The organism is Saccharothrix sp. NBAS 001, from assembly GCF_056640475.1.
Window position 1 is genome coordinate 9,581,329 of record NZ_CM153251.1, and the last position, 19,769, is coordinate 9,601,097.

Below are 19,769 nucleotides of genomic sequence, written 5' to 3' on the forward strand. Positions count from 1 at the left end.
GATCTCAGGGACCGGGGGAGACGAGGGCGTGGCTGTCGGTGGGGGCGCTGCTGCCGCCCTCCGCACAGGTGTCCACGCCGTCCAACACAGGCAGCGGCGCCCCGACCAGGCCTGCGGCCAGCGTGCTGCCGTCAACGGCGTCGATGACCAGGAACGCGCCGGTGCGGCGGTTGTGGGTGTAGTCGTCGACGGGAACCGGCTCGGCCGTGCGCACCACGACCTGGCCGATGTCGTTCAGGTTGAGCGATTCGGGGTTGTCCGACCCCGCCAGCCGCTGCTCGTCGAACCGCGTGCGCAGCTCGGTGACCACCGCCTGGACGGTGCGGGTGCCGTGCTTGACCAGCACCCGCGCGCCGGGCTTGAGGGCTTTCTCGGCCAGCCAGCACACGGTGGCCTCGAACTCGTCGGTGACCGTGGGCAGCTCGCCGCCCGCGATCAGCTCGCCGCGCGCGATGTCCAGCTCGTGCCCCAGCAGCAGCGTCACCGACTGGCCCGCGGCGGCCTCGGACAGCGGGCCGTCCGCGGTGTCGATGCCGGTGATCGTGCTGCGCAGCCCGGAGGGCAGCACGCTCACCTCGTCGCCGACCCGGACGGTGCCCGCCGCGACCTGGCCCGCGTAGCCCCGGTAGTCCGGGAACTCCGCGGTGCGCGGCCGGATCACGTACTGCACCGGGAAGCGGAACGGCGCGTCGTGCGGGTCCGGCTCGACCGGCACGTTCTCCAAGTGCTCCAACAAGGTCGGCCCGGTGTACCACGGCGTGTTCGCCGAGCGCTCCACCACGTTGTCGCCCGCCAGGGCGGACACCGGGATCTCGACCACCGCGTCCTCGTCGAACCCGAGCGCGGTGGCGTGCGCGGTGAACTCCTTGGCGATGCGGGAGAACGTGAGTTCCGCGTAGTCCACCAGGTCGATCTTGTTCACCGCGAGCACCAGGCGCGGCACGCCCAGCAGCGCGAGCACCGCCGCGTGCCGGCGGGTCTGCTCCACCACGCCCTTGCGCGCGTCCACCAGCAGCACGCCGAGCTGCGCGGTGGACGCGCCGGTCACCGTGTTGCGGGTGTACTGCACGTGGCCCGGCGTGTCGGCCAGCACGAACGACCGCCTGGGGGTCGCGAAGTACCGGTACGCCACGTCGATCGTGATGCCCTGCTCGCGTTCCGAGCGCAGGCCGTCCACCAGCAGCGAGAGGTCCGGCGTGGCCAGCCCCCGGTCGGCGCTGGCCCGGTGCACCGCGTCCAGCGTGTCGGCCAGCACGGATTTCGTGTCGTAGAGCAGCCTGCCGACGAGCGTGGACTTACCGTCGTCCACGCTGCCCGCGGTGGCCAGCCTCAACAGGTCGCTCATCAGAAGTAGCCCTCCCGCTTGCGGTCCTCCATGGCGGCTTCCGACAGCCGGTCGTCGGCCCGCGTCGCGCCGCGCTCGGTCAGCCGCGACGCGGCCACCTCGGCGATCACGGACTCGATGTCGGCGGCGTCGGACTCGACGGCTCCCGTGCAGGAGCCGTCGCCGACCGTCCGGTAGCGGATGGTCTTGGTGAGCAGCTGTTCGCCGTCACGCGGACCGCCCCACGGCCCTTCGGCCAGCCACATGCCGTCCCGGAGGTAGACGTCGCGCCGGTGCGCGTAGTAGATCGACGGCAATTCGATCCCCTCCCGCGCGATGTAGTGCCAGACGTCCAGCTCGGTCCAGTTGGAGAGCGGGAATACCCGCACATGTTCCCCCGGACGGTGCCTTCCGTTGTAGAGGTTCCACAATTCGGGACGCTGCCGCCGTGGCTCCCACTGACCGAACGCGTTCCGGAGGCTGAAAATGCGCTCCTTGGCCCGTGCCCGCTCCTCGTCGCGACGTCCGCCGCCGAACACCGCGTCGAATTTGTGAGAGGTGATCGCGTCCAGCAGTGGAACGGTCTGCAATGGATTCCGGGTGCCGTCCGGGCGTTCCTCCAACCGGCCGTCGTCGATGAAGTCCTGGACCTTCGCGACCTCCAGCCGCAGCCCGTGCCGGGCCACCACGCGGTCGCGGAACTCGATGACCTCCTCGAAGTTGTGGCCGGTGTCCACGTGCAGCAGCGGGAAGGGCACCGGCGCGGGCCAGAACGCCTTCACCGCGAGGTGCAGCAGCAGCGTCGAGTCCTTGCCGCCGGAGAACAGGATCACCGGCCGGTCGAACTCGCCCGCGACCTCCCGGAAGATGTGGATCGCCTCGGATTCCAGGCGTGCCAACGTGTCCGGTCCGGGGACCGGGGGACGGACCTCTGTCGTCGTCATCCGTGCAACCCGCATTCTGTCTTCGCCGTGCCCGCCCACCGGCCGCTGCGCGGGTCCGCCCCCGGCAGGGGCTTCGCGGTGCACGGCGCGCAGCCGATGGAGGGATAACCGGCCTGCACCAGCGGGTTCTCCAGGATCCCGTGCTCGGCGATGTAGGCGTTGAACTCGTCGTCGGACCACGGCGCGATCGGGTTGATCTTCACCAGCCCGTTGCGGTCGTCCCACTGCACGATCGGCGTGTTCGCGCGGGTCGGCGCGTCGACCCGGCGCACGCCGGTGACCCACGCGTCGTAGTTCTTCAGCGTGCGCTGCAACGGGACCACCTTGCGCAGGTTGCAGCACCGGGCCTGGTCGGTCTGGTTGAGCAGGCCGAGTTCGCGCTCCTGGTCGGCCACCGACTGCTCGGCGGCGGCGTTGACGATGTGCACGTCCGGGTAGACCAGGTCGACCGCGTCCCGGGTGCCGATGGTCTCGGCGAAGTGGTAGCCGGTCTCCAGGAACAGCACGTCTATGTCCGGTTTGACCTTCACCGCCAGGTCGATCAGCACGGCGTCCTGCATGTTCGACGCGACGATCCAGCTCTCGCCGAACGTCCGGGCGGTCCAGGCGAGCGCCTCCTCGGCGGACGCGTCGGCCAGTTCGACCGAGGCCGCCTCGGCGATCACCTTCAGTTCCTCGACCCTGGTGGGGGCGGTCATCGCTGCACCTCCTGAGGAAGGTTGAGACCCACGAACTTCACCGTGAACACGCGGCGGCAGGAGGCGCACAGCCACGAGTAGCTGGGCTCCTCCTGCGGCCGGAGGTCTTCGTCGCCGCAATAAGGGCAGTAAAAGGGCGTAGCGCGCTCGCTCACTTGAGATCGGCCTCGTCCGCGCGGGCGACCCACTGCGCGAAACGCTCGTCGTCCTTGCGCTGCCCGACGAAGTTGCGCACGACGCGTTCCACGTAGCCCGACAATTCGGACGCGGTCACCTTGTGGCCGCGCAGTTTCCGGCCGAAACCGGCGTCGAGGCCGAGCCCGCCGCCCAGGTGCACCTGGAAACCCTCGACCTGGTTGCCCTCCGCGTCGGTGACGATCTGGCCCTTGAGCCCGATGTCGGCGGTCTGGATGCGGGCGCACGAGTTCGGGCAGCCGTTGATGTGCACCGAGATCGGCGCGGTCACGCCGTCCACCACGTCGGCGAGCCGCCGCTCCAGCGTCGAGACCAGGTCGACCGCGCGGGCCTTGGTCTCCACGATCGCTAGCTTGCAGAACTCGATGCCGGTGCACGCCATCACGCCCCGCCGCCACGGCGACGGCTCGGTCTGCAACCCCAGCTTCGCCAGGTCCGCCTGCAACGACCTGACCTCGGACTCCGGCACGTCGAGCACGATCAGCTTCTGCTGCGGGGTCAACCGGACCCGGCCGGACCCGGCCCGCTCGACCGCCTTGGCGACCTCGACCAGCGTGGAACCCGACACCCGGCCCGCGATCGGGGCCGCGCCGACGTAGTGCAGGCCGTCCTTCTGCTTGTGCACGCCGATGTGGTCGTACGGGATCTCCGGCACCACCGGCTCCGGCCCGTCGACCAGCCGGCGCTTGAGGTACTCGGTCTCCAGCACCTCGCGGAACTTCTCCGGACCCCAGTCGGCGACCAGGAACTTGATCCGCGCCCGGTGCCGCAGCCGGCGGTAGCCGTAGTCGCGGAAGACGCTGATCACGCCCTCCCACACGTCCGGCACCTCGTCGCGCGGCACCCACGCGCCCAGCCGCTTGCCGATCATCGGGTTGGTGGACAGGCCGCCGCCGACCCACAGGTCGAAGCCGGGGCCGTGCTCGGGGTGGTCCACGCCGACGAACGCCACGTCGTGGATCTCGTGCGCCACGTCCGGCAGCCCGGAGATCGCGGTCTTGAACTTGCGCGGCAGGTTCGAGAACCGGGGGTCGCCGATGTAGCGGGTCAGGATCTCGTCGATCGCCGGCGAGCCGTCGATCACCTCGTCCTCGGCGATGCCCGCGACCGGGGAGCCGAGCACGACCCGGGGGCTGTCGCCGCACGCCTCCATCGTGGTCAGGCCGGCGGCTTCCAGCTTCTGCCAGATCGCGGGCACGTCCTCGATGCGGATCCAGTGGTACTGCACGTTCTGCCGGTCGGTGATGTCGGCGGTGTCGCGCGCGTAGGTCTGCGACAGCTCGCCGATCAGCGCGAGCTGCGCGGTGGTCAGCCGCCCGCCGTCGATCCGGACGCGCAGCATGAAGTACTCGTCGTCCAGCTCCTCGGGCTCCAGGGTGGCCGTGCGGCCGCCGTCGATGCCCGGCTTGCGCTGGGTGTAGAGGCCGTACCAGCGGAACCGGCCGCGCAGGTCCGCCGGGTCGATCGAGTCGAACCCGCCGTGGGCGTAGATGTTCTCGATCCGCGCCCGCACGTTGAGCGGGTTGTCGTCCTTCTTGCTCCGCTCGTTGGGGTTCAGCGGTTCGCGGTAGCCCAGCGCCCACTGCCCCTCACCTCGGCGCTGCTTGGCACGCTGAGGCGTAGTCGTCGGGGGGACCATCCTCGTCCTCCGGGGATTCGGGGCGCTGGTGCGCGTGCGAGTCCCGGCGAGGCATGTGGTGGGGGTCTCGTCAGCGCACCCGGCGCCGACGGGAACAGCAAATAGTCAGGCGCGGGCTATGCCGAAGTGCGGCACATCGCGCTGGAGACACGACGGAAGTCCACGTGGCGGCGGACCACCAGGCGCACTCCGTTCGACGTCATGGCTGCCAGCGTGCCACGCGTCCACCCCGTGGTCCACCGCCATCCGCATGCTGGGACGGCCGTCCCGGTGCCGGTGAATGGGACAATGGGGACCATGCCCTCCGCCCTGCCGATCGGCGACCCCGCGCCGCCCGACGGCTCACTGCCCGTGACCGCGTTGACCGGGCTCGGCTCCCGCCCGTTCGGCGTCTACGTGCACGTCCCGTTCTGCGCGACCCGTTGCGGCTACTGCGACTTCAACACCTACACCGCCGGTGAGCTGGGCACTTCCGCGTCGCCCGGCTCGTGGCTGGAAGGTCTGCGGCGGGAGCTGGACCTGGCCGCGACCGTGCTGGGCAGCCCGCCCGCCGCGGACACCGTGTTCGTCGGGGGTGGCACTCCGTCACTGCTCGGCGCGGACGGGCTGGCCGAGGTGCTGGCCGCCGTGCGCTCGTCGTTCGGCCTCGCCGACGGCGCGGAGGTCACCACCGAGTCCAATCCCGAGTCGACCTCGCCCGGATTCTTCGCCGGCATCCGTGACGCGGGTTACACCAGGGTGTCGCTGGGGATGCAGTCCGCGGCCCGGCACGTGCTGACCGTGCTGGACCGCGCGCACACCCCCGGACGCCCGCCGGCCGCCGCCCGCGAGGCCCGCGCCGCCGGGTTCGAGCACGTCAACCTCGACCTCATCTACGGCACCCCCGGCGAGACCGCCGACGACCTGCGGGCGTCGCTGGACGCGGTGGCCGAGGCGGGCGTCGACCACGTGTCGGCGTACGCGCTGATCGTCGAGGAGGGCACCGCGCTGGCCCGCCGGGTGCGCCGGGGCGAACTGCCGATGCCCGACGACGACGTGCTGGCCGACAAGTACGAGATGGTCGACGCCGCGCTCACCGCGCAGGGCCTGGGCTGGTACGAGGTGTCGAACTGGGCCGCGTCGCCGGCCGCCGAGTGCCGGCACAACGTCCTGTACTGGCGGGGCGCGGACTGGTGGGGCGCGGGACCGGGCGCGCACAGCCACGTCGGCGGCGTCCGCTGGTGGAACGTCAAGCACCCCGCCAAGTACAGCGAGCTGCTGGCCGCCGGCGCGTCCCCGGCCGCCGGCCGGGAGACCCTGACCGAGCAGGACCGGCGGGTCGAGCGGGTGCTGCTGGAGCTGCGGCTGGCCACCGGGCTGCCGCTGGACGTGCTCGACGACGCCGGCCGGGCCGAGGCGCGGGCCGCCGCGGCGGACGGCCTGCTCGACGCCGACGCGCTGGCCGCCGGCCGCTGCGTGCTCACCGACCGGGGCCGGCTGCTCGCCGACGCCGTCGTGCACCGGCTCACCTGAGTGCTACTTGAGCGAGACCGCCGCGGACAGCCCGACGGTCCGGTAGCCGAGCGGCCCGTACAGCCTGCCCGCCTTGCCGTCCGGCTCGGTCTCCAGGAACGGCGTCACCCCGGCGGCGAACACCCGCCGGGTCAGCTCGCCGCACACCGCCGAGGCGATCCCGCGCCCCCGGTGCGCCGGCACCACCGCGATCCCGGCCACCTGGGCCAGGCCGTTGCGCGGCCCGGTGATCGCGCCGCCGCCGACCGCCGCCCCGGCCACCAGCGCGACCAGCAGCGAGCCGCCTTCCGCCAGCAGCGACCGCTGCCGCGCCACCGCCGCGTCCCGGGGGATCGGGTCCACCCCGAACGCCAGGTGCTGCGCCTCGGTCAGCGCCGCCAGCTGCTCGTCGGTGACCGCGTCGACCAGCTCCACGCCCTCGGGCACGTCCGGCACGACCAGGTCGGCCCGCGCCACGCCCATCATCGGCGTCAGCTGGTCGACGGTGAACCCGGCCGCGTCCAGCGCGGCGTCCACCGCCGGCAGCGGCCGCAGGTATTCCAGGCGCGGTGTGCGGTCGCGGGCGCGGAACGCCGCCACCAGGTCCGCCACGTCCTCGGCGGTCGGCGCGGCGCCCTCGTCGGGCACCGCGTAGTTCATGAACACGTTGTCGCTGTGCGCGTTGAACCGGACCAGGAACGGCCCGATCCGCTCGGCGTCGGGGCGCAGCGACTCGCGCAGGGAAGCCTGGATCTCGGTCAGCACCGCGCCGACGCTCCCACGCCGGCCGAACCCGTGCCACCCACTTTCCCCGCGACTTTCCCTGCGGCGGCGCCCACCTCCGTAAACTCGTCGGGAGGAAGGCCCGTCGGAGTGGAGGTGACACGCGGTGAACACCGATGAACGCCGGTTCGAAGTGTTGCGCGCGATCGTCGCCGACTACGTCTCCAACCAGGAGCCCGTCGGCTCGAAAGCCCTGGTCGAACGGCACAACCTGGGCGTCTCCAGCGCGACGGTCCGCAACGACATGGCGGCGCTGGAGGAGGACGGCTACATCACCCAGCCGCACACCAGCGCCGGCCGGGTGCCCACGGACAAGGGCTACCGGCTGTTCGTCGACCGGCTCAGCGAGGTCAAGCCGCTGTCCTCGCCCGAGCGCAAGGCCATCCGCAGCTTCCTGGAGGGCGCGTACGACCTGGACGACGTGCTGCGCCGCAGCGTGCGGCTGCTGGCCCAGCTGACCCGCCAGGTCGCCGTCGTGCAGTACCCGACGCTGAGCCGCTCCACCGTGCGGCACCTGGAAGTGCTCGCCATCACACCCGCCCGGTTGATGCTCGTGCTGATCACCGACACCGGCCGGGTGGACCAGCGGTCGGTCGACCTCGGCGACGTGATCACCGAGGAGAACGTGGCCCGGATGCGCGCGATGCTCAACGCCGCCATGGTCGGCAAGCGGCTGTTCGACGCGTCCGCCGAGGTCGCCGAGCTGCCCGACCGCGCGCCCGCCGAACTGCGCGACGTGGTGCTGCGGGTGAGCACGGTGCTGATCGAATCGCTGGTGGAGCACCCGGAGGAGCGGCTGGTGCTGGGTGGCACCGCGAACCTCACCCGCAACGTGGCAGACTTCCCCGGTTCGCTGCGCCAGGTGTTGGAGGCGCTGGAGGAACAGGTCGTGGTGCTCAAGCTGCTCGCCGCGTCCCGCGACCCCGGCACCGTCCTGGTGCACATCGGCGAGGAGAACGAGGCGGCCGAGATGCGCAGCACCTCGGTCGTGTCCATCGGCTACGGCAGCCGGGACAACCTGCTCGGGGGCATGGGAGTGGTCGGGCCCACCCGGATGGACTACCCCGGCACGATGGCGGCCGTGCTCGCGGTGGCCAGCTACGTGGGGGACATCCTGACCGCACGCTAGCCCGGGAACACCGCAGGCCCACAGGACGTTTCGCAAGCGAGCGAGCGCGCGCTGACCGCGCCCGCAGGAGGACACACGGTGGCGAGGGACTACTACGGCACGCTCGGGGTCTCCAGGAACGCGACACCCGAGGAGATCAAGCGCGCCTACCGCAAGCTCGCGCGCCAGCTGCACCCGGACGTCAACCCCAACGAGGAGGCGCGCTTCAAAGAGGTGACCGCCGCCTACGAGGTGCTGTCGGACCCGAGGAAGCGCGAGGTCGTCGACCGCGGCGGTGACCCGTTGCAGTCCGGCGGCGGCGGTGGCGGCGGCATGGGCGACCCGTTCGCGGGGTTCGGCCTCGGCGACATCATGGACGCGTTCTTCGGCGCGACGGGCGGCGGCGGGCGCGGCCCGCGCAGCCGCGTGCAGCCCGGCTCGGACGCGCTCATCCGGCTGTCCATGACGCTGGAGGAGTGCGCCGCGGGCGCGTCGCGCGAACTGACCGTGGACACCGCGATCCTGTGCGACGTGTGCGTCGGCAGCGGCTGCGCCGAGGGCTCGTCCCCGGTGCGCTGCGACACGTGCGGCGGGCGCGGCGAGGTGCAGTCGGTGCAGCGCTCGTTCCTCGGCCAGGTCGTCACGGCCCGGCCGTGCCCGGTGTGCCGGGGCCTCGGCGAGGTCATCCCGGACCCGTGCCGGCAGTGCGCGGGCGAGGGCCGGGTCCGGTCCCGGCGCACCATCTCCGTGCAGATCCCGGCCGGCGTGGCCGAGGGCATGCGGGTGCGGCTGGCGGGCCAGGGCGAGGTCGGCTCCGGCGGCGGCCCGGCCGGCGACCTCTACGTCGAGGTCGAGGAGGTGCCGCACGAGGTGTTCGAGCGGGACGGCTCCAACCTGCACTGCTCGGTGCGCATCCCGATGACCACCGCCGCGCTCGGCGCGGTCCTGCCGTTGCAGACCCTCGACGGCGAGGAGGAGCTGGAGATCGAGCCCGGCACCCAGCCGAACACCGAACTGGTGCTCACCGGCCGGGGCATGCCCAGGCTGCGGTCCTCCGGCCGCATCGACGGGCGCGGCGACCTGCACGTGCACCTGGAGGTCGTGGTGCCGACCAAGCTCGACGGCCGGCAGACCGAGCTGCTGCGCGAACTCGCGGCCGTGCGCGGCGAGGAGGAGCCCACCCTGGCCCACAACGGCAAGGGCGGCGGCGGGCTGTTCTCGCGGCTGCGCTCCGGCCGCGGCCACCGGTGACCCTGCCCGTCTTCCTCGTGGCCGCGCTGCCCCCCGGCGACACCGCGGTGCTGGACGGCCCCGAGGGCCGGCACGCGGCCACCGTGCGGCGGCTGCGGGCGGGGGAGGAGCTGGTGCTCTCCGACGGCACGGGCGCGCAGGTGCGGTGCGTGGTCGAGGAGGCCCTGAAGGACTCGCTGCGGCTGTCGGTCGTCGAGCGCTGGGTGGTGCCCGAACCCGCGCTGCGGGTCGTGGTGGCGCAGGCCCTGGTGAAGGGCGACCGCGGCGAACTGGCCGTGGAACTGGCCACCGAGGCCGGCGTCGACGGCGTGGTGCCGTGGAAGGCGGCGCGCTGCGTCGCGAAGTGGGAGGACGGCCCGCGCGGCGCGAAAGCGCTGGAACGCTGGCGCGGCACCGCGCGGGAAGCCGCGAAACAAGCCCGGCGGGCCCGCGTGCCGGTCGTGTCCGAACCCGCCGGCACCGCCGCGCTGGTCCGTTTGGCGGCGTCGGCCACAGCCGCATTGGTTTTGCACGAATCGGCTTCGGCCACCATCAAGTCGGTACCGCTGCCCGATGCGGGCGAGGTGTTGTTGGTGGTCGGCCCGGAAGGCGGCATCACCGACGACGAGTTGGCGGCATTGATCGAGGCAGGCGCACACGCGGTGCGACTGGGCACTACCGTTCTGCGAGCATCGACCGCCGCCGCGGTGGCTTTGGGTGCTCTGGGTGTATTGACCGATCGCTGGGGGTAATGGGCGTTGCGGCCTTCTGGCGAACCGCCGGAATAGGGGTTACGCTCATGGCCTGAGGGGTTGCATTGGTCTAGTCGGAATCGGCCCTTCAGACCACAGTCTCGCCGGACACCTCCCCCCTCGGTCCGGCGTCGCCGCGTCGCGGTGGGGCAACCCCCAGGTCCCATCGCGACGCGGCCCTTTTTATGTCACAGGGGTATGACTTGCGCATCTCGTACGGCGACCACCCGAGCCAGTTCGGTGAATTGTCGACCGGTCGCGAGCCGGATCGGTTTCCCGTTGTCGTGGTCATCCACGGCGGTTTCTGGCACCAGCGATACGGATTGGAGCTGGGGCGTCCCCTGGCGACCGATCTGGCGGCCCACGGCGTTTCCGCGTGCAACATCGAGTACCGGCGGGTGGCCGGCGGCGGCGGGTGGCCGGAAACGGGTGCCGACGTGCTGGCCGCCATCGACGCGCTGGACTCCGACGTGATCACCCTCGGCCACTCGGCGGGCGGGCACCTCGCGGTGTGGGCCGCCGCCCGGCACCCCCGCGTGCTCGGCGCGGTCGCCCAGGCCGGCGTGCTGGACTTCCTGGCCGACCCGAGGATCACCCGCCGGGCCGGCGAACTGCTCGGCGGCACCCCCGAAGAGGTGCCCGACCGCTACGCCGACGCCTCGCCCGCCGCGCTGCTGCCCATCGCCAAACCGCTGGTCCTGGTGCACGGCGAGGAGGACGAGGACGTGCCGGTCGAGCAGAGCATCGGGTTCGCCGCCGCCTCCGGCGCGGAACTGCTCGTGCTGCCCGGCGTCAGCCACATGGACCTGATCACGCCCGGCACCTCCGCCTGGGTCGAGTGCCGCAGCGCCGCGCTCCGCCTGGCACGCGAGACCGCCCGGTAGCCTGCGCGGTATGTCCGACTGCCTGTTCTGCCGGATCGTCGCGGGCGAGATCCCGGCCACGATCGTGCACCAGACCGAGACGACCGTGGCGTTCCGCGACATCGCGCCGCAGGCCCCCACGCACGTCGTGCTGGTGCCCCGCGAGCACGCCCCGGACGCCGCCGCGCTGGCCGCCGCCGCGCCGCGCGTGCTGGACGACCTGTTCCTGGCCGCCGGCGAGATCGCCAGGGCCGAGGGCGTCGCCGACACCGGCTACCGGCTGCTGTTCAACACCGGGGCGGACGCCGGGCAGACCGTCTTCCACGCCCACCTGCACCTGCTCGGCGGACGCGCGCTCGGCGCCCTCGCCTGACCCCGGCGCCCCCGACCGGTCGCCGAGGACCGGTCGGGGTCAGACCGACTGCGGGAACGCCAGCACCCGGTCCGGGTCGTAGCGCCGCGCCACCCGGTGCAGACGCGGGTGGTTGTCGCCGTAGTACGCGCCCTGCCAGCCGGGCATCTCCGGGTCGATGTAGTTCACGTAGCCGCCGTCCGCGCCCAGCCCGTCGCGCACCCCCGCCAGCTCCCGCCGGGCCGTCGGCTCGTCGATCCCGGTCGCGTCCACGAAGATCTGCGCGCTGGCCAGCGCGTCCCGGTGCGGGAACGCCGTCGCGTCCGGTCGCACCCGCGAGATCGCCCCGCCGAACGAGTCGAACAGGATCGCCCCCGACCGGGGCCGGTCCACCAGCCGCACCGCCGCCGCCGGGTCCACCGGCCGGCGCAGGATCCGCGACGAGGCCGCGAACCGGTTGCCGACCACCGGCGGGCACCCGTCCAGGCAGCCCGCGTAGTACCGCATGGCGGTCAGGTAGTCCATCGGCCGCAGGTCCCGCGACAGCACCGGCACCTTCGCCGCGAACCGGTCCAGCCAGGGCGTGAGCCCCTCCGGCGTGCCGACCCAGCACCCCGACACCCGCGCCGACGGCGGCCGGCCCATCTCCAGCGTGCACGCCGCCCACAGCTCGTCCGGCAGGTCCGCGACCCACTCCTGCCACGCCCCGAACACGTCCACCTCCGCGCCCGGCGGCGTGCGCAGCTCGAACGGCACCAGGTCGCGCGCCGGCGACGTGCCGAACCGGAACGACGTGACGATCCCGAAGTTCCCGCCACCGCCGCCGCGCAACGCCCAGAACAGGTCCGGCTCGTGCTCCTCGTCCACCCGCCGCACGCACCCGTCCGGCGTCACCACCCGCGCCCCGCGCAGGTGGTCGCAGGTCAGCCCGTACGCGCGGCCCACCACGCTGATCCCGCCGCCCAGCGCCAGCCCGCCGATCCCGACGCTGCGGCACGTCCCGCCGGGCAGCAGCCGGCCCGCCGCGCCCAGCCCCTCGTACAACCCGATCATCGACGTGCCCGCGCCGACCACGGCCTCCCGGCCCGCCCGCACCGAGTCCAGCGCCGACAGGTCCACCACCAGGCCGTTCTCCGGCACCGAGTACCCGGCGTAGCTGTGCCGGCCGCTGCGCGCGGCGACCGGCAGCCGTTCCCGCGAGGCGTACTCCAGGCACCGCGCGACGTCGTCCTCCGTGGCGCACAGCGCGATCGCCGCCGGACGCCGCCGGTCGTAGAGCGTGTTGAACGGCCGCCGCTGCCGGTCGTAGTCCGGGTCGCCGGGCAGCACCAGCCGCCCGGTCAGCCGCAGCCGGCCCCAGTCCCGGTCCCAGCCCGCGAGCGCCAACCCGGTCGCACCGATGAACGTCCTGCGCCGAAACTCCACAACCCCACCCCCGAAGGCCCATCCTGCTCCGCGTGTGAGCCGCGACACAGCCTTCTATCGGGTTACCCCAGGGCCTGCATGACGGGCGCGAACAATCGCGCGCGGTCACCGCCCTGCGGACCCCGGACCATCCGGTCCACCTCGAACCGCGCCGGCATCCCGTGCGCCGACAGCCACCCGGCCAACTCCGGATCCGCCACGTCCACCCGCGCCGGCCCACCGTCCACCACGTCCGAGATCAGCGCTTTCGCCGCCGCGACCGAATCCGCCACCACCGGGCCCACCACCAGCAGGCCGTCACTGCGCCACGCCGCCGCGAACCCGCCGGCCGACACCACCACCCGCTCGGCGAACCCGAACAGCTCCGCCCACAGCGCCGACCGGTCCGCCCCGAACACCGCCGCGTCCCGCGCCACCAGCCCCGCCCGGTCGACCACCGGCCCGGACACCCCGGCCGGCGGCACGTCCAGCACGCCGAAGTGCCCCGCCACCCGCTGCACCGACCGGAAGCCCAGCTTCTCGTACAGCGGCCTGCCGAACGAGGTCGCGTGCAGCGACGCCCCGGGCGTGCCCGAGGCGGCCAGCGCGTGCTCCACGACCCGCCGCCCCAACCCGCGCCCGCCGTGACTCTCCGCCACCAGGACCATACTCACCGTCGTATGGGTGTCACCGAAACGAGTGACGATCGTGGTGCCGACCAGCCGGTCGCCGTCGAACAGCCCGAACCCCAGGCCCACCCGCAGCAGCAAACCCCACTTCGCCACCTCCGGCGGCCACCCCCGGCCCACCCCCAGCGCCGAGCAGGCCGGCACGTCGGACGGCGTCAACACGCGCAACGTCTCCACACCCGGCGAGTAAACCGGCCGTGTCCAACCCGTTTCTTACTCCGGTGCGGAGTGTCGGTGGGGGCGGCTAGCATCGGTGGAGGTAGGTCAAGTACACCCGAGTTCGGCGCGAACGCGCAGGAAGCAGGCCCGAGGCCACGTGGCCGACACCGCTGACAACAAGCCGCAGTCCGGCCACGCCGCGGCCGACGCCCAGTCCAAGTTCGCCGTGCCCGACGGCGCGGTGCTCGCCCTGCTCGGCTCGCGCGACGAGAACCTCCGGCTCGCCGAGGACCTGCTCGACGCCGACGTGCACGTGCGCGGCAACGAGATCACCCTCTCCGGCCCGCCCGCCGACGTCGCCTTCGCCGAACGCGTCTTCGGCGAACTGGTCACCCTGGCCAGCCGAGGCCAGCAGATCGGCCCGGACACCGTCCGCCGCACGGTCGCGATGCTCTCCGCCGGCACCGGCGAATCGCCCGCCGAGGTGCTCAGCCTCGACATCATCTCGCGCCGCGGCCGGACCATCCGCCCCAAGACCCTGAACCAGAAGCACTACGTCGACGCGATCGACCAGAACACCGTGGTGTTCGGCATCGGCCCCGCCGGCACCGGCAAGACCTACCTGGCCATGGCCAAAGCCGTCCAGGCCCTGCAGGCCAAGCAGGTCAACCGCATCATCCTGACCCGCCCGGCCGTCGAAGCGGGCGAACGCCTCGGCTACCTGCCCGGCACCCTGTACGAGAAGATCGACCCCTACCTGCGCCCGCTCTACGACGCCCTGCACGACATGGTCGACCCGGAATCCATCCCGCGCCTCACCCAGGCCGGCACGATCGAGGTCGCCCCCCTGGCGTACATGCGCGGCCGCACCCTGAATGACGCGTTCATCATCCTCGACGAGGCGCAGAACACCACGCCCGAGCAGATGAAGATGTTCCTCACCCGGCTCGGCTACGGCTCCAAGATCGTGGTCACCGGCGACATCACCCAGGTCGACCTGCCCGGCGGGCAGCGATCCGGGCTCAAGGTCGTCAGGGACATCCTCGAAGGCGTCGAAGACGTCCACTTCTCCCTCCTGACCAGCAGCGACGTCGTCCGCCACCGGCTGGTCGCCGACATCGTCGACGCCTACGAGAAGTGGCAGGTCGAGCAGGACGAGCACGACCTCGGGGACGACCGCAGGCAGCACGCCGGACCCGGTGCGCGGTCGCGCGGGCAGCGCCGGGGACGATAGGCGTCGTGAGCATCGAGATCGCGAACGAATCGGGCGCGACCGTGGACGAGCCGTCCATCGTCTCCGCCGCCCGGTTCGCCCTGGACCGGATGGGCGTCAGCCCGTTGGCCGAGCTGTCCGTCCTGCTGGTGGAACTGGACGTCATGGCGGACCTGCACCAGCGCTGGATGGACCTGCCCGGACCCACCGACGTCATGGCGTTCCCGATGGACGAGCTGGACTCGGCCCGCCGCCCCGACGCCGCCGGGCTCGGGCCCGCCCTGCTCGGCGACATCGTGCTGTGCCCGGCGTTCGCCAAGGACCAGGCCAAGAAAGCCGGCCACAGCCTGCTCGACGAGCTGCACCTGCTGACCGTGCACGGCGTGCTGCACCTGCTGGGCTACGACCACGCCGAGCCCGCCGAGGAGCGCGAGATGTTCACCCTGCAGAACCGGATCCTGGGCGACTTCCGCACCGCCGCCGCCGAGGCGGAGCGCAAGTCCGCGCAGCGCGAAGCCGACTCCAAGCTGCTCGGGGCGGTGGGCCTGGAGGACTCCGACCGGCCCGACCCGACCGCCTGAGGCCGCGATGACGGGGGACCCGACCAGCCTCATCGTGCTGGCCGTGCTGCTGGTGCTGGCCGCCGGCGCGTTCGCGGGCGCCGACGCGGCGCTCGGCACCGTGTCGCGGGCGCGCGTCGAAGCGCTCCAACGGCAGGGCCGCGCCGGCACCCGGCAGCTGATCCAGGTGCTCGCGGACCGGCCGCGGCACGTCAACCTGCTGCTGTTGCTGCGGCTGGGCTGCGAACTGGCGGCGACGGTGCTGGTCACCGTCGTGTGCCTGGAACTGATCTCCACCGGCTGGGTGGCCGTCCTGGTCGCCGGCCTGAGCATGCTGGTCGTGTCGTACGTGCTCGTCGGCGTCGGCCCGCGAACCATCGGCCGGCAGCACCCGTACGCGGTGAGCCTCATCGCCGCCGGGCCCATCCGCGTGCTCGGCCGGGTGCTCGGCCCGCTGTCGCGGCTGCTGATCCTGGTCGGCAACGCCATCACCCCCGGCAAGGGCTTCCGCGAAGGCCCGTTCTCCTCCGAGGTCGAACTGCGCGAACTGGTCGACATGGCGCAGGAACGCGGCGTCGTCGACGAGGGCGAGCGCGAGATGATCCACTCGGTGTTCGAGCTGGGCGACACCATCGCGCGCGAGGTGATGGTGCCGCGCACCGAGATCGTGTGGATCGAGCAGGCCAAATCCGTGCGGCAGGCGCTCGCGCTGTCCCTGCGTACCGGCTACACGCGGGTGCCGGTGATCGGCGAGAGCGTGGACGACATCGTCGGCGTGGTGAACCTCAAAGACCTCGTCCGGCTCACCCTCGCCGAGGAACCCAACGGCGCGTCCGTCGCGGACGTGATGAAACCCGCCTCGTTCATCCCCGACTCCAAACCGATCGCGGACCTGCTGCGCGAGATGCAGCTGTCCCGCAACCACCTGGCGATCGTCGTCGACGAGTACGGCGGCACCGCGGGCCTGCTGACGATCGAGGACATCCTGGAGGAGATCGTCGGCGAGATCACCGACGAGTCCGACACCGACGACCGCCCGCCCGTCGAACACCTGGCCGACGGCTCGGTGCGGGTCAGCGCGCGGCTGCCGGTGGACGACCTGGACGCGCTGTTCGGCACCGAACTGGACGACCACGAGGTCGAAACCGTCGGCGGCCTGCTCGCACAACGCCTGGGCCGCGTGCCGCTGCCGGGCACCGAAGCGGAGATCGCGGGCCTGCGGATGCGGGCCGAGGGCGGCAAGGACGAACGCGGGCGGATGCGCATCACCACGGTGCTCGTCCGGCCCGCGAACAACGGCGACACTTCTGCGGAGGGAACCCCCGGTGACTGACCTCGACCACGACCTCGACCCGGAGGACGCCAAGATCATCACCCTGGCCCGCTCGGCCAGGGCGCGCACCGGGGCCGCCGAGGGCGCGGCGGTGCGCGACACCGACGGGCGCACCTACGCGGCGACCACCGTGGCGTTGCCGTCGTTGAAGCTGACCGCGCTCCAGGCCGCCGTGGCGGCCGCGGTGTCCAGCGGCGCGGAAGGACTGGAGGCGGCAGCCGTCGTGACGGGCGCGGAGACCGTCGACCCGGATTCGGTCGCGGCGGCCCGCGACCTGACGGCCGGCGTGCCGGTGTTGCGCGCGGACGGCACAGGCACACTCCGGGAAACCGTGTAGTGGCGCACGTGACCGTGTGCCGCGGTTGTTGTTGCGGCACGGTGAAGAAGCACCCCGAGTACGACCACGCCGAGCAGTTGCGCCGGCTGGAAGCCGTGGCGGCACGGTCCGGCGGCCGGGTGCGGGTGCGCACGGCGGACTGCCTGGACGCGTGCGAGAACTCCAACATCGTGGTCGTCAAACCACCCGGCGCGAAGCCGGTGTGGCTGGGTTTCGTACTGCACGACGCCGTGATGGACGACCTGGAGCAGTGGCTGACCACCGGCGGCCCACTCCCGTCCACACTGGAACTGAACCGCGTCACCCCGCCCGCGAAGTCCGACTGACCCGCCAGGAACCACTCGCCCGCAGAACCTCCGACACCCGAGCGGTCGCAAACCTCTCGGTTGCCGGCGGTGGTGTGGTCGCAGTGCCGGGGTCCAGGGCCGTGCCCCGGACCCCGGCTGCTCCTGCGACCCGGCTGCTCCTGCGACCCGGCTGCTCCTGCGACCCGGCTGCTCCTGCGACCCGGCTGCTCCTGCGACCCGGCTGCTCCTGCGACCCGGCTGCTCCTGCGACCCGGCTGCTCCTGCGACCCGGCTACGCGCTGCCGCCCGCAGACCGTTCTTGGGGTCTTGAGGCGCCGGACCCGCAAGGCCCCGTACGCCCGCTGCCTGCCCGGCCGCCGGCCGCCTTTCTCCAGCCGCCTGTGTCCAACAGTTGGCCGCCAGCAGCCAGGCCGCCAGCAGCCAGCCGCTGGCCGAAGGTCCGTCCGCACGCTGGGCGCTGAGGCCCGGGTGCCCCCTCCCGCCGGGTGAAGCCGACTGTCCCGCCGGGTAGAGCCGACTTCCGAGTGCCCGCCGGGTGGGCTGACTGCGCCGGGTGGGCTGACTGCCGAGCGACTGCGCTGGGCAGTCAGCTACGGGCCGGGCAGCCTGCCGCAAGCTGGGTGAGGTCACGTGGCTGGCCGGTCAGGAGGCGGGACCGTCAGGGGTCCGTTCGCTTCTCCGCATGTACGCCTGCAATCCGCGCGTACCTGCCCCGAGCCCAGCGTGTCTGCACTCTGCCCGTCCACGCGGGCCTGCCCCGAGCCCGCGTACCCGAGCCTGCGCGTACCGGCCCGCGCGTGCCCGCTTCGAGTCCAGCCCGCGTCCTCCGCACTCTTCCTGGCCAGGTGTGCCAGCCCCGAGCCCTGCGCGCCCCCGCGTGCCCGCCACGCCCTGCTCGCCCGCACCCCTGCATACCCAGGGCTGCCGACCGCTCCCGCTCGGCCGTGCGCGCCCAGCCGGTGCCTGCCCAGCCGCCCGGCCTGGCCCAAGCTGCCCGTGCCCACCCAGCCGCGCTTGGCCCAGCCGCGCTTGGCTTGGCTGTGTCGTGCCTGGCCGTGTCGTGCTTGGCTCGGCTGTGCTTGGCCGTGCGTTCCCGGTCGCGTCGCGCCTGACCGGGCCGCGCCGGATGTGGTCGAACGCGCGCGGACGCCCAGGAGCCTGCCGGTGCACAAGCCCCCGCCGTGCCTCGCCTCCTTACTTCCTCGGCAACGAGATCTGCGGCCGGAAAGTGCCCGGTCTGACGTGGGTTCACGACATGGAGTGAACTCGGTACGGACGGACAACCGAACGGCCTCCCGGGAGCATGGGATACGGCTGACGGAGACGGCGCAACGGGGCGCGGCGGCGTCGCGGTGGGGCGGATCGTCGTCACCTCGTCCGGCCCGGTCGGACCGCACAGCACACACCGCCGAACGCCGCTGCGAGGGGTGGAAGGGCGGGGCGGGCGGGGATGGGGACAATGGGCGGATGGATGGTTATCGTTCCGGGTTCGCGTGCTTTGTCGGTCGGCCCAACGCCGGCAAGTCGACGTTGACGAACGCGCTGGTGGGGACCAAGGTCGCGATCACCTCCAGCAAGCCCCAGACGACCCGGCACACGATCCGCGGGATCGTGCACCGCTCCGACGGCCAGTTGATCCTGGTCGACACCCCCGGCCTGCACCGGCCCCGGACGTTGCTCGGCCAGCGGCTCAACGACCTGGTCCGGGAGACCTGGTCCGAGGTGGACGCGGTCGGCTTCTGCGTGCCGGCCGACCAGAAGGTCGGTCCGGGGGACAAGTTCATCGCCGCCGAGCTGGAGAAGATCGCCAAGCGCACCCCGGTGATCGGGATCGTCACCAAGACCGACCTGGTGAGCCAGCAGCAGGTGGCCGAGCAGCTGCTCGCGCTCCAGAACGTGATGGACTTCGCCGAACTCATCCCGGTCTCCGCGCAGGACGGCTTCCAGGTCGACACGCTCGCCGACCTCCTGATGGCCCGGCTGCCCGAGGGCCCGCCGCTCTACCCGGACGGCGAACTCACCGACGAGCCCGAGCAGACCCTGGTCGCCGAGCTGATCCGGGAGGCCGCGCTGGAGGGCGTGCGGGACGAGCTGCCGCACTCGATCGCGGTCGTGGTGGAGGAGATGCTGCCGCGCGAGGGCCGGGACGACCTGCTCGACGTGCACGCCAACGTGTTCGTGGAGCGCCCCAGCCAGAAGGCGATCATCCTCGGCCACCGGGGGGAGCGGCTCAAGCAGGTGGGCATCACGGCGCGCCGGCACATCGAGAAGCTGCTCGGCACCCGCGTCTACCTCGACCTGCACATCAAGATCGCCAAGGACTGGCAGCGCGACCCGAAGCAGCTTCGTAGACTCGGTTTCTGACCCCGCGACCGACGCGGGGCCGG

Annotated in this window: 20 protein-coding genes; 12 read left to right on the top strand and 8 right to left on the bottom strand. The window is 72.5% G+C overall.

Annotated features, from left to right (window positions below):
- Nucleotides 1-4: 4 nt before the first annotated feature.
- The 5 genes from AC0HI0_RS43335 to AC0HI0_RS43355 are packed head-to-tail and all read right to left on the bottom strand — an operon-like array spanning nucleotide 5 to nucleotide 4,800.
- Complete coding sequence (locus tag AC0HI0_RS43335) at nucleotides 5-1,345, bottom strand: sulfate adenylyltransferase subunit 1 (RefSeq protein ID WP_480929271.1); 1,341 nt, start codon at nucleotides 1,343-1,345, stop codon at nucleotides 5-7.
- Entirely contained in the window at nucleotides 1,345-2,268 is a 924-nt protein-coding gene (gene cysD / locus AC0HI0_RS43340; RefSeq protein ID WP_480929272.1) for a sulfate adenylyltransferase subunit CysD, read from the bottom strand. Before cysD ends, AC0HI0_RS43335 begins: the two co-directional genes overlap by 1 nt.
- The gene (locus AC0HI0_RS43345) at nucleotides 2,265-2,966 is read right to left on the bottom strand and encodes a phosphoadenylyl-sulfate reductase (RefSeq protein WP_480929273.1); all 702 of its coding nucleotides are present in this window, start codon (nucleotides 2,964-2,966) and stop codon (nucleotides 2,265-2,267) included. The genes cysD and AC0HI0_RS43345 overlap by 4 nt, the downstream gene beginning before the upstream one ends.
- Nucleotides 2,963-3,121 (bottom strand): hypothetical protein, encoded by a 159-nt coding sequence (locus AC0HI0_RS43350; protein WP_015098919.1) that lies wholly within the window; start codon nucleotides 3,119-3,121, stop codon nucleotides 2,963-2,965. Before AC0HI0_RS43350 ends, AC0HI0_RS43345 begins: the two co-directional genes overlap by 4 nt.
- Nucleotides 3,118-4,800: a nitrite/sulfite reductase gene (locus AC0HI0_RS43355; RefSeq protein ID WP_480929274.1), complete on the bottom strand. Its 1,683-nt coding sequence runs from the start codon at nucleotides 4,798-4,800 to the stop codon at nucleotides 3,118-3,120. The genes AC0HI0_RS43350 and AC0HI0_RS43355 overlap by 4 nt, the downstream gene beginning before the upstream one ends.
- A 297-nt stretch (nucleotides 4,801-5,097) precedes the next feature.
- On the opposite strand from AC0HI0_RS43355, the gene hemW reads away from it, so the two are divergent.
- Nucleotides 5,098-6,312 carry a radical SAM family heme chaperone HemW gene (gene hemW / locus AC0HI0_RS43360; protein ID WP_480929275.1) on the top strand — a complete coding sequence of 405 codons (1,215 nt, stop codon included), beginning with the start codon at nucleotides 5,098-5,100 and terminating at the stop codon, nucleotides 6,310-6,312.
- A gap of 3 nt (nucleotides 6,313-6,315) precedes the next feature.
- On the opposite strand, the gene AC0HI0_RS43365 is transcribed toward hemW, so the two are convergent.
- Entirely contained in the window at nucleotides 6,316-7,056 is a 741-nt protein-coding gene (locus tag AC0HI0_RS43365) for a GNAT family N-acetyltransferase (RefSeq protein ID WP_480929276.1), read from the bottom strand.
- Between the two features lie 124 nt (nucleotides 7,057-7,180).
- Between AC0HI0_RS43365 and hrcA the strand changes: the two genes are divergently transcribed.
- The 5 genes from hrcA to AC0HI0_RS43390 all read left to right on the top strand — a co-directional run bounded on the left by hrcA (nucleotide 7,181) and on the right by AC0HI0_RS43390 (nucleotide 11,400).
- Nucleotides 7,181-8,203: a heat-inducible transcriptional repressor HrcA gene (gene hrcA / locus AC0HI0_RS43370; protein ID WP_480929277.1), complete on the top strand. Its 1,023-nt coding sequence runs from the start codon at nucleotides 7,181-7,183 to the stop codon at nucleotides 8,201-8,203.
- A 78-nt stretch (nucleotides 8,204-8,281) separates the two neighbouring features.
- Nucleotides 8,282-9,433 (top strand): molecular chaperone DnaJ, encoded by a 1,152-nt coding sequence (gene dnaJ / locus AC0HI0_RS43375; RefSeq protein ID WP_480929278.1) that lies wholly within the window; start codon nucleotides 8,282-8,284, stop codon nucleotides 9,431-9,433.
- Nucleotides 9,430-10,164, top strand: a complete 735-nt coding sequence (locus tag AC0HI0_RS43380; protein ID WP_480929279.1) for a 16S rRNA (uracil(1498)-N(3))-methyltransferase — start codon at nucleotides 9,430-9,432, stop codon at nucleotides 10,162-10,164. The genes dnaJ and AC0HI0_RS43380 overlap by 4 nt, the downstream gene beginning before the upstream one ends.
- Before the next feature lie 203 nt (nucleotides 10,165-10,367).
- Nucleotides 10,368-11,048: an alpha/beta hydrolase family protein gene (locus AC0HI0_RS43385; RefSeq protein WP_480929280.1), complete on the top strand. Its 681-nt coding sequence runs from the start codon at nucleotides 10,368-10,370 to the stop codon at nucleotides 11,046-11,048.
- A gap of 10 nt (nucleotides 11,049-11,058) precedes the next feature.
- Nucleotides 11,059-11,400, top strand: coding sequence for a histidine triad nucleotide-binding protein (locus AC0HI0_RS43390; protein WP_480929281.1), 342 nt, complete (start codon nucleotides 11,059-11,061; stop codon nucleotides 11,398-11,400).
- A 39-nt stretch (nucleotides 11,401-11,439) separates the two neighbouring features.
- On the opposite strand, the gene AC0HI0_RS43395 is transcribed toward AC0HI0_RS43390, so the two are convergent.
- Nucleotides 11,440-12,804 carry an FAD-binding oxidoreductase gene (locus AC0HI0_RS43395; protein ID WP_480929282.1) on the bottom strand — a complete coding sequence of 455 codons (1,365 nt, stop codon included), beginning with the start codon at nucleotides 12,802-12,804 and terminating at the stop codon, nucleotides 11,440-11,442.
- A 62-nt stretch (nucleotides 12,805-12,866) separates the two neighbouring features.
- Entirely contained in the window at nucleotides 12,867-13,649 is a 783-nt protein-coding gene (locus AC0HI0_RS43400; protein ID WP_480929283.1) for a GNAT family N-acetyltransferase, read from the bottom strand.
- A gap of 139 nt (nucleotides 13,650-13,788) precedes the next feature.
- Between AC0HI0_RS43400 and AC0HI0_RS43405 the strand changes: the two genes are divergently transcribed.
- The 6 genes from AC0HI0_RS43405 (at nucleotide 13,789) to era (ending at nucleotide 19,746) form a co-directional block, all read left to right on the top strand.
- Complete coding sequence (locus tag AC0HI0_RS43405; protein WP_480929284.1) at nucleotides 13,789-14,865, top strand: PhoH family protein; 1,077 nt, start codon at nucleotides 13,789-13,791, stop codon at nucleotides 14,863-14,865.
- A 5-nt stretch (nucleotides 14,866-14,870) separates the two neighbouring features.
- On the top strand, nucleotides 14,871-15,425 hold the full coding sequence (gene ybeY, locus AC0HI0_RS43410; protein WP_480929285.1) for an rRNA maturation RNase YbeY: 555 nt from the start codon (nucleotides 14,871-14,873) through the stop codon (nucleotides 15,423-15,425).
- 7 nt (nucleotides 15,426-15,432) lie between these two features.
- Nucleotides 15,433-16,737 (top strand): hemolysin family protein, encoded by a 1,305-nt coding sequence (locus AC0HI0_RS43415; RefSeq protein ID WP_480929286.1) that lies wholly within the window; start codon nucleotides 15,433-15,435, stop codon nucleotides 16,735-16,737.
- Nucleotides 16,730-17,074: a cytidine deaminase gene (locus tag AC0HI0_RS43420; protein ID WP_480929287.1), complete on the top strand. Its 345-nt coding sequence runs from the start codon at nucleotides 16,730-16,732 to the stop codon at nucleotides 17,072-17,074. Before AC0HI0_RS43415 ends, AC0HI0_RS43420 begins: the two co-directional genes overlap by 8 nt.
- Nucleotides 17,075-17,115: 41 nt before the next feature.
- Nucleotides 17,116-17,400, top strand: a complete 285-nt coding sequence (locus AC0HI0_RS43425) for a (2Fe-2S) ferredoxin domain-containing protein (RefSeq protein ID WP_480929288.1) — start codon at nucleotides 17,116-17,118, stop codon at nucleotides 17,398-17,400.
- 1,449 nt (nucleotides 17,401-18,849) lie between these two features.
- Nucleotides 18,850-19,746: a GTPase Era gene (gene era / locus AC0HI0_RS43430; RefSeq protein ID WP_480929289.1), complete on the top strand. Its 897-nt coding sequence runs from the start codon at nucleotides 18,850-18,852 to the stop codon at nucleotides 19,744-19,746.
- The last annotated feature ends 23 nt before the right edge of the window (nucleotides 19,747-19,769 follow it).

What these genes read in the sequence shown, in the direction of transcription:
- AC0HI0_RS43335 (WP_480929271.1), bottom strand. Translation starts at nt 1,345, where the DNA reads ATGAGCGACCTGTTGAGGCTGGCCACCGCGGGCAGCGTGGACGACGGT.
- cysD (WP_480929272.1), bottom strand. Translation starts at nt 2,268, where the DNA reads ATGACGACGACAGAGGTCCGTCCCCCGGTCCCCGGACCGGACACGTTG.
- AC0HI0_RS43345 (WP_480929273.1), bottom strand. Translation starts at nt 2,966, where the DNA reads ATGACCGCCCCCACCAGGGTCGAGGAACTGAAGGTGATCGCCGAGGCG.
- AC0HI0_RS43355 (WP_480929274.1), bottom strand. Translation starts at nt 4,800, where the DNA reads ATGGTCCCCCCGACGACTACGCCTCAGCGTGCCAAGCAGCGCCGAGGT.
- hemW (WP_480929275.1), top strand. Translation starts at nt 5,098, where the DNA reads ATGCCCTCCGCCCTGCCGATCGGCGACCCCGCGCCGCCCGACGGCTCA.
- AC0HI0_RS43390 (WP_480929281.1), top strand. Translation starts at nt 11,059, where the DNA reads ATGTCCGACTGCCTGTTCTGCCGGATCGTCGCGGGCGAGATCCCGGCC.
- AC0HI0_RS43415 (WP_480929286.1), top strand. Translation starts at nt 15,433, where the DNA reads ATGACGGGGGACCCGACCAGCCTCATCGTGCTGGCCGTGCTGCTGGTG.
- era (WP_480929289.1), top strand. Translation starts at nt 18,850, where the DNA reads ATGGATGGTTATCGTTCCGGGTTCGCGTGCTTTGTCGGTCGGCCCAAC.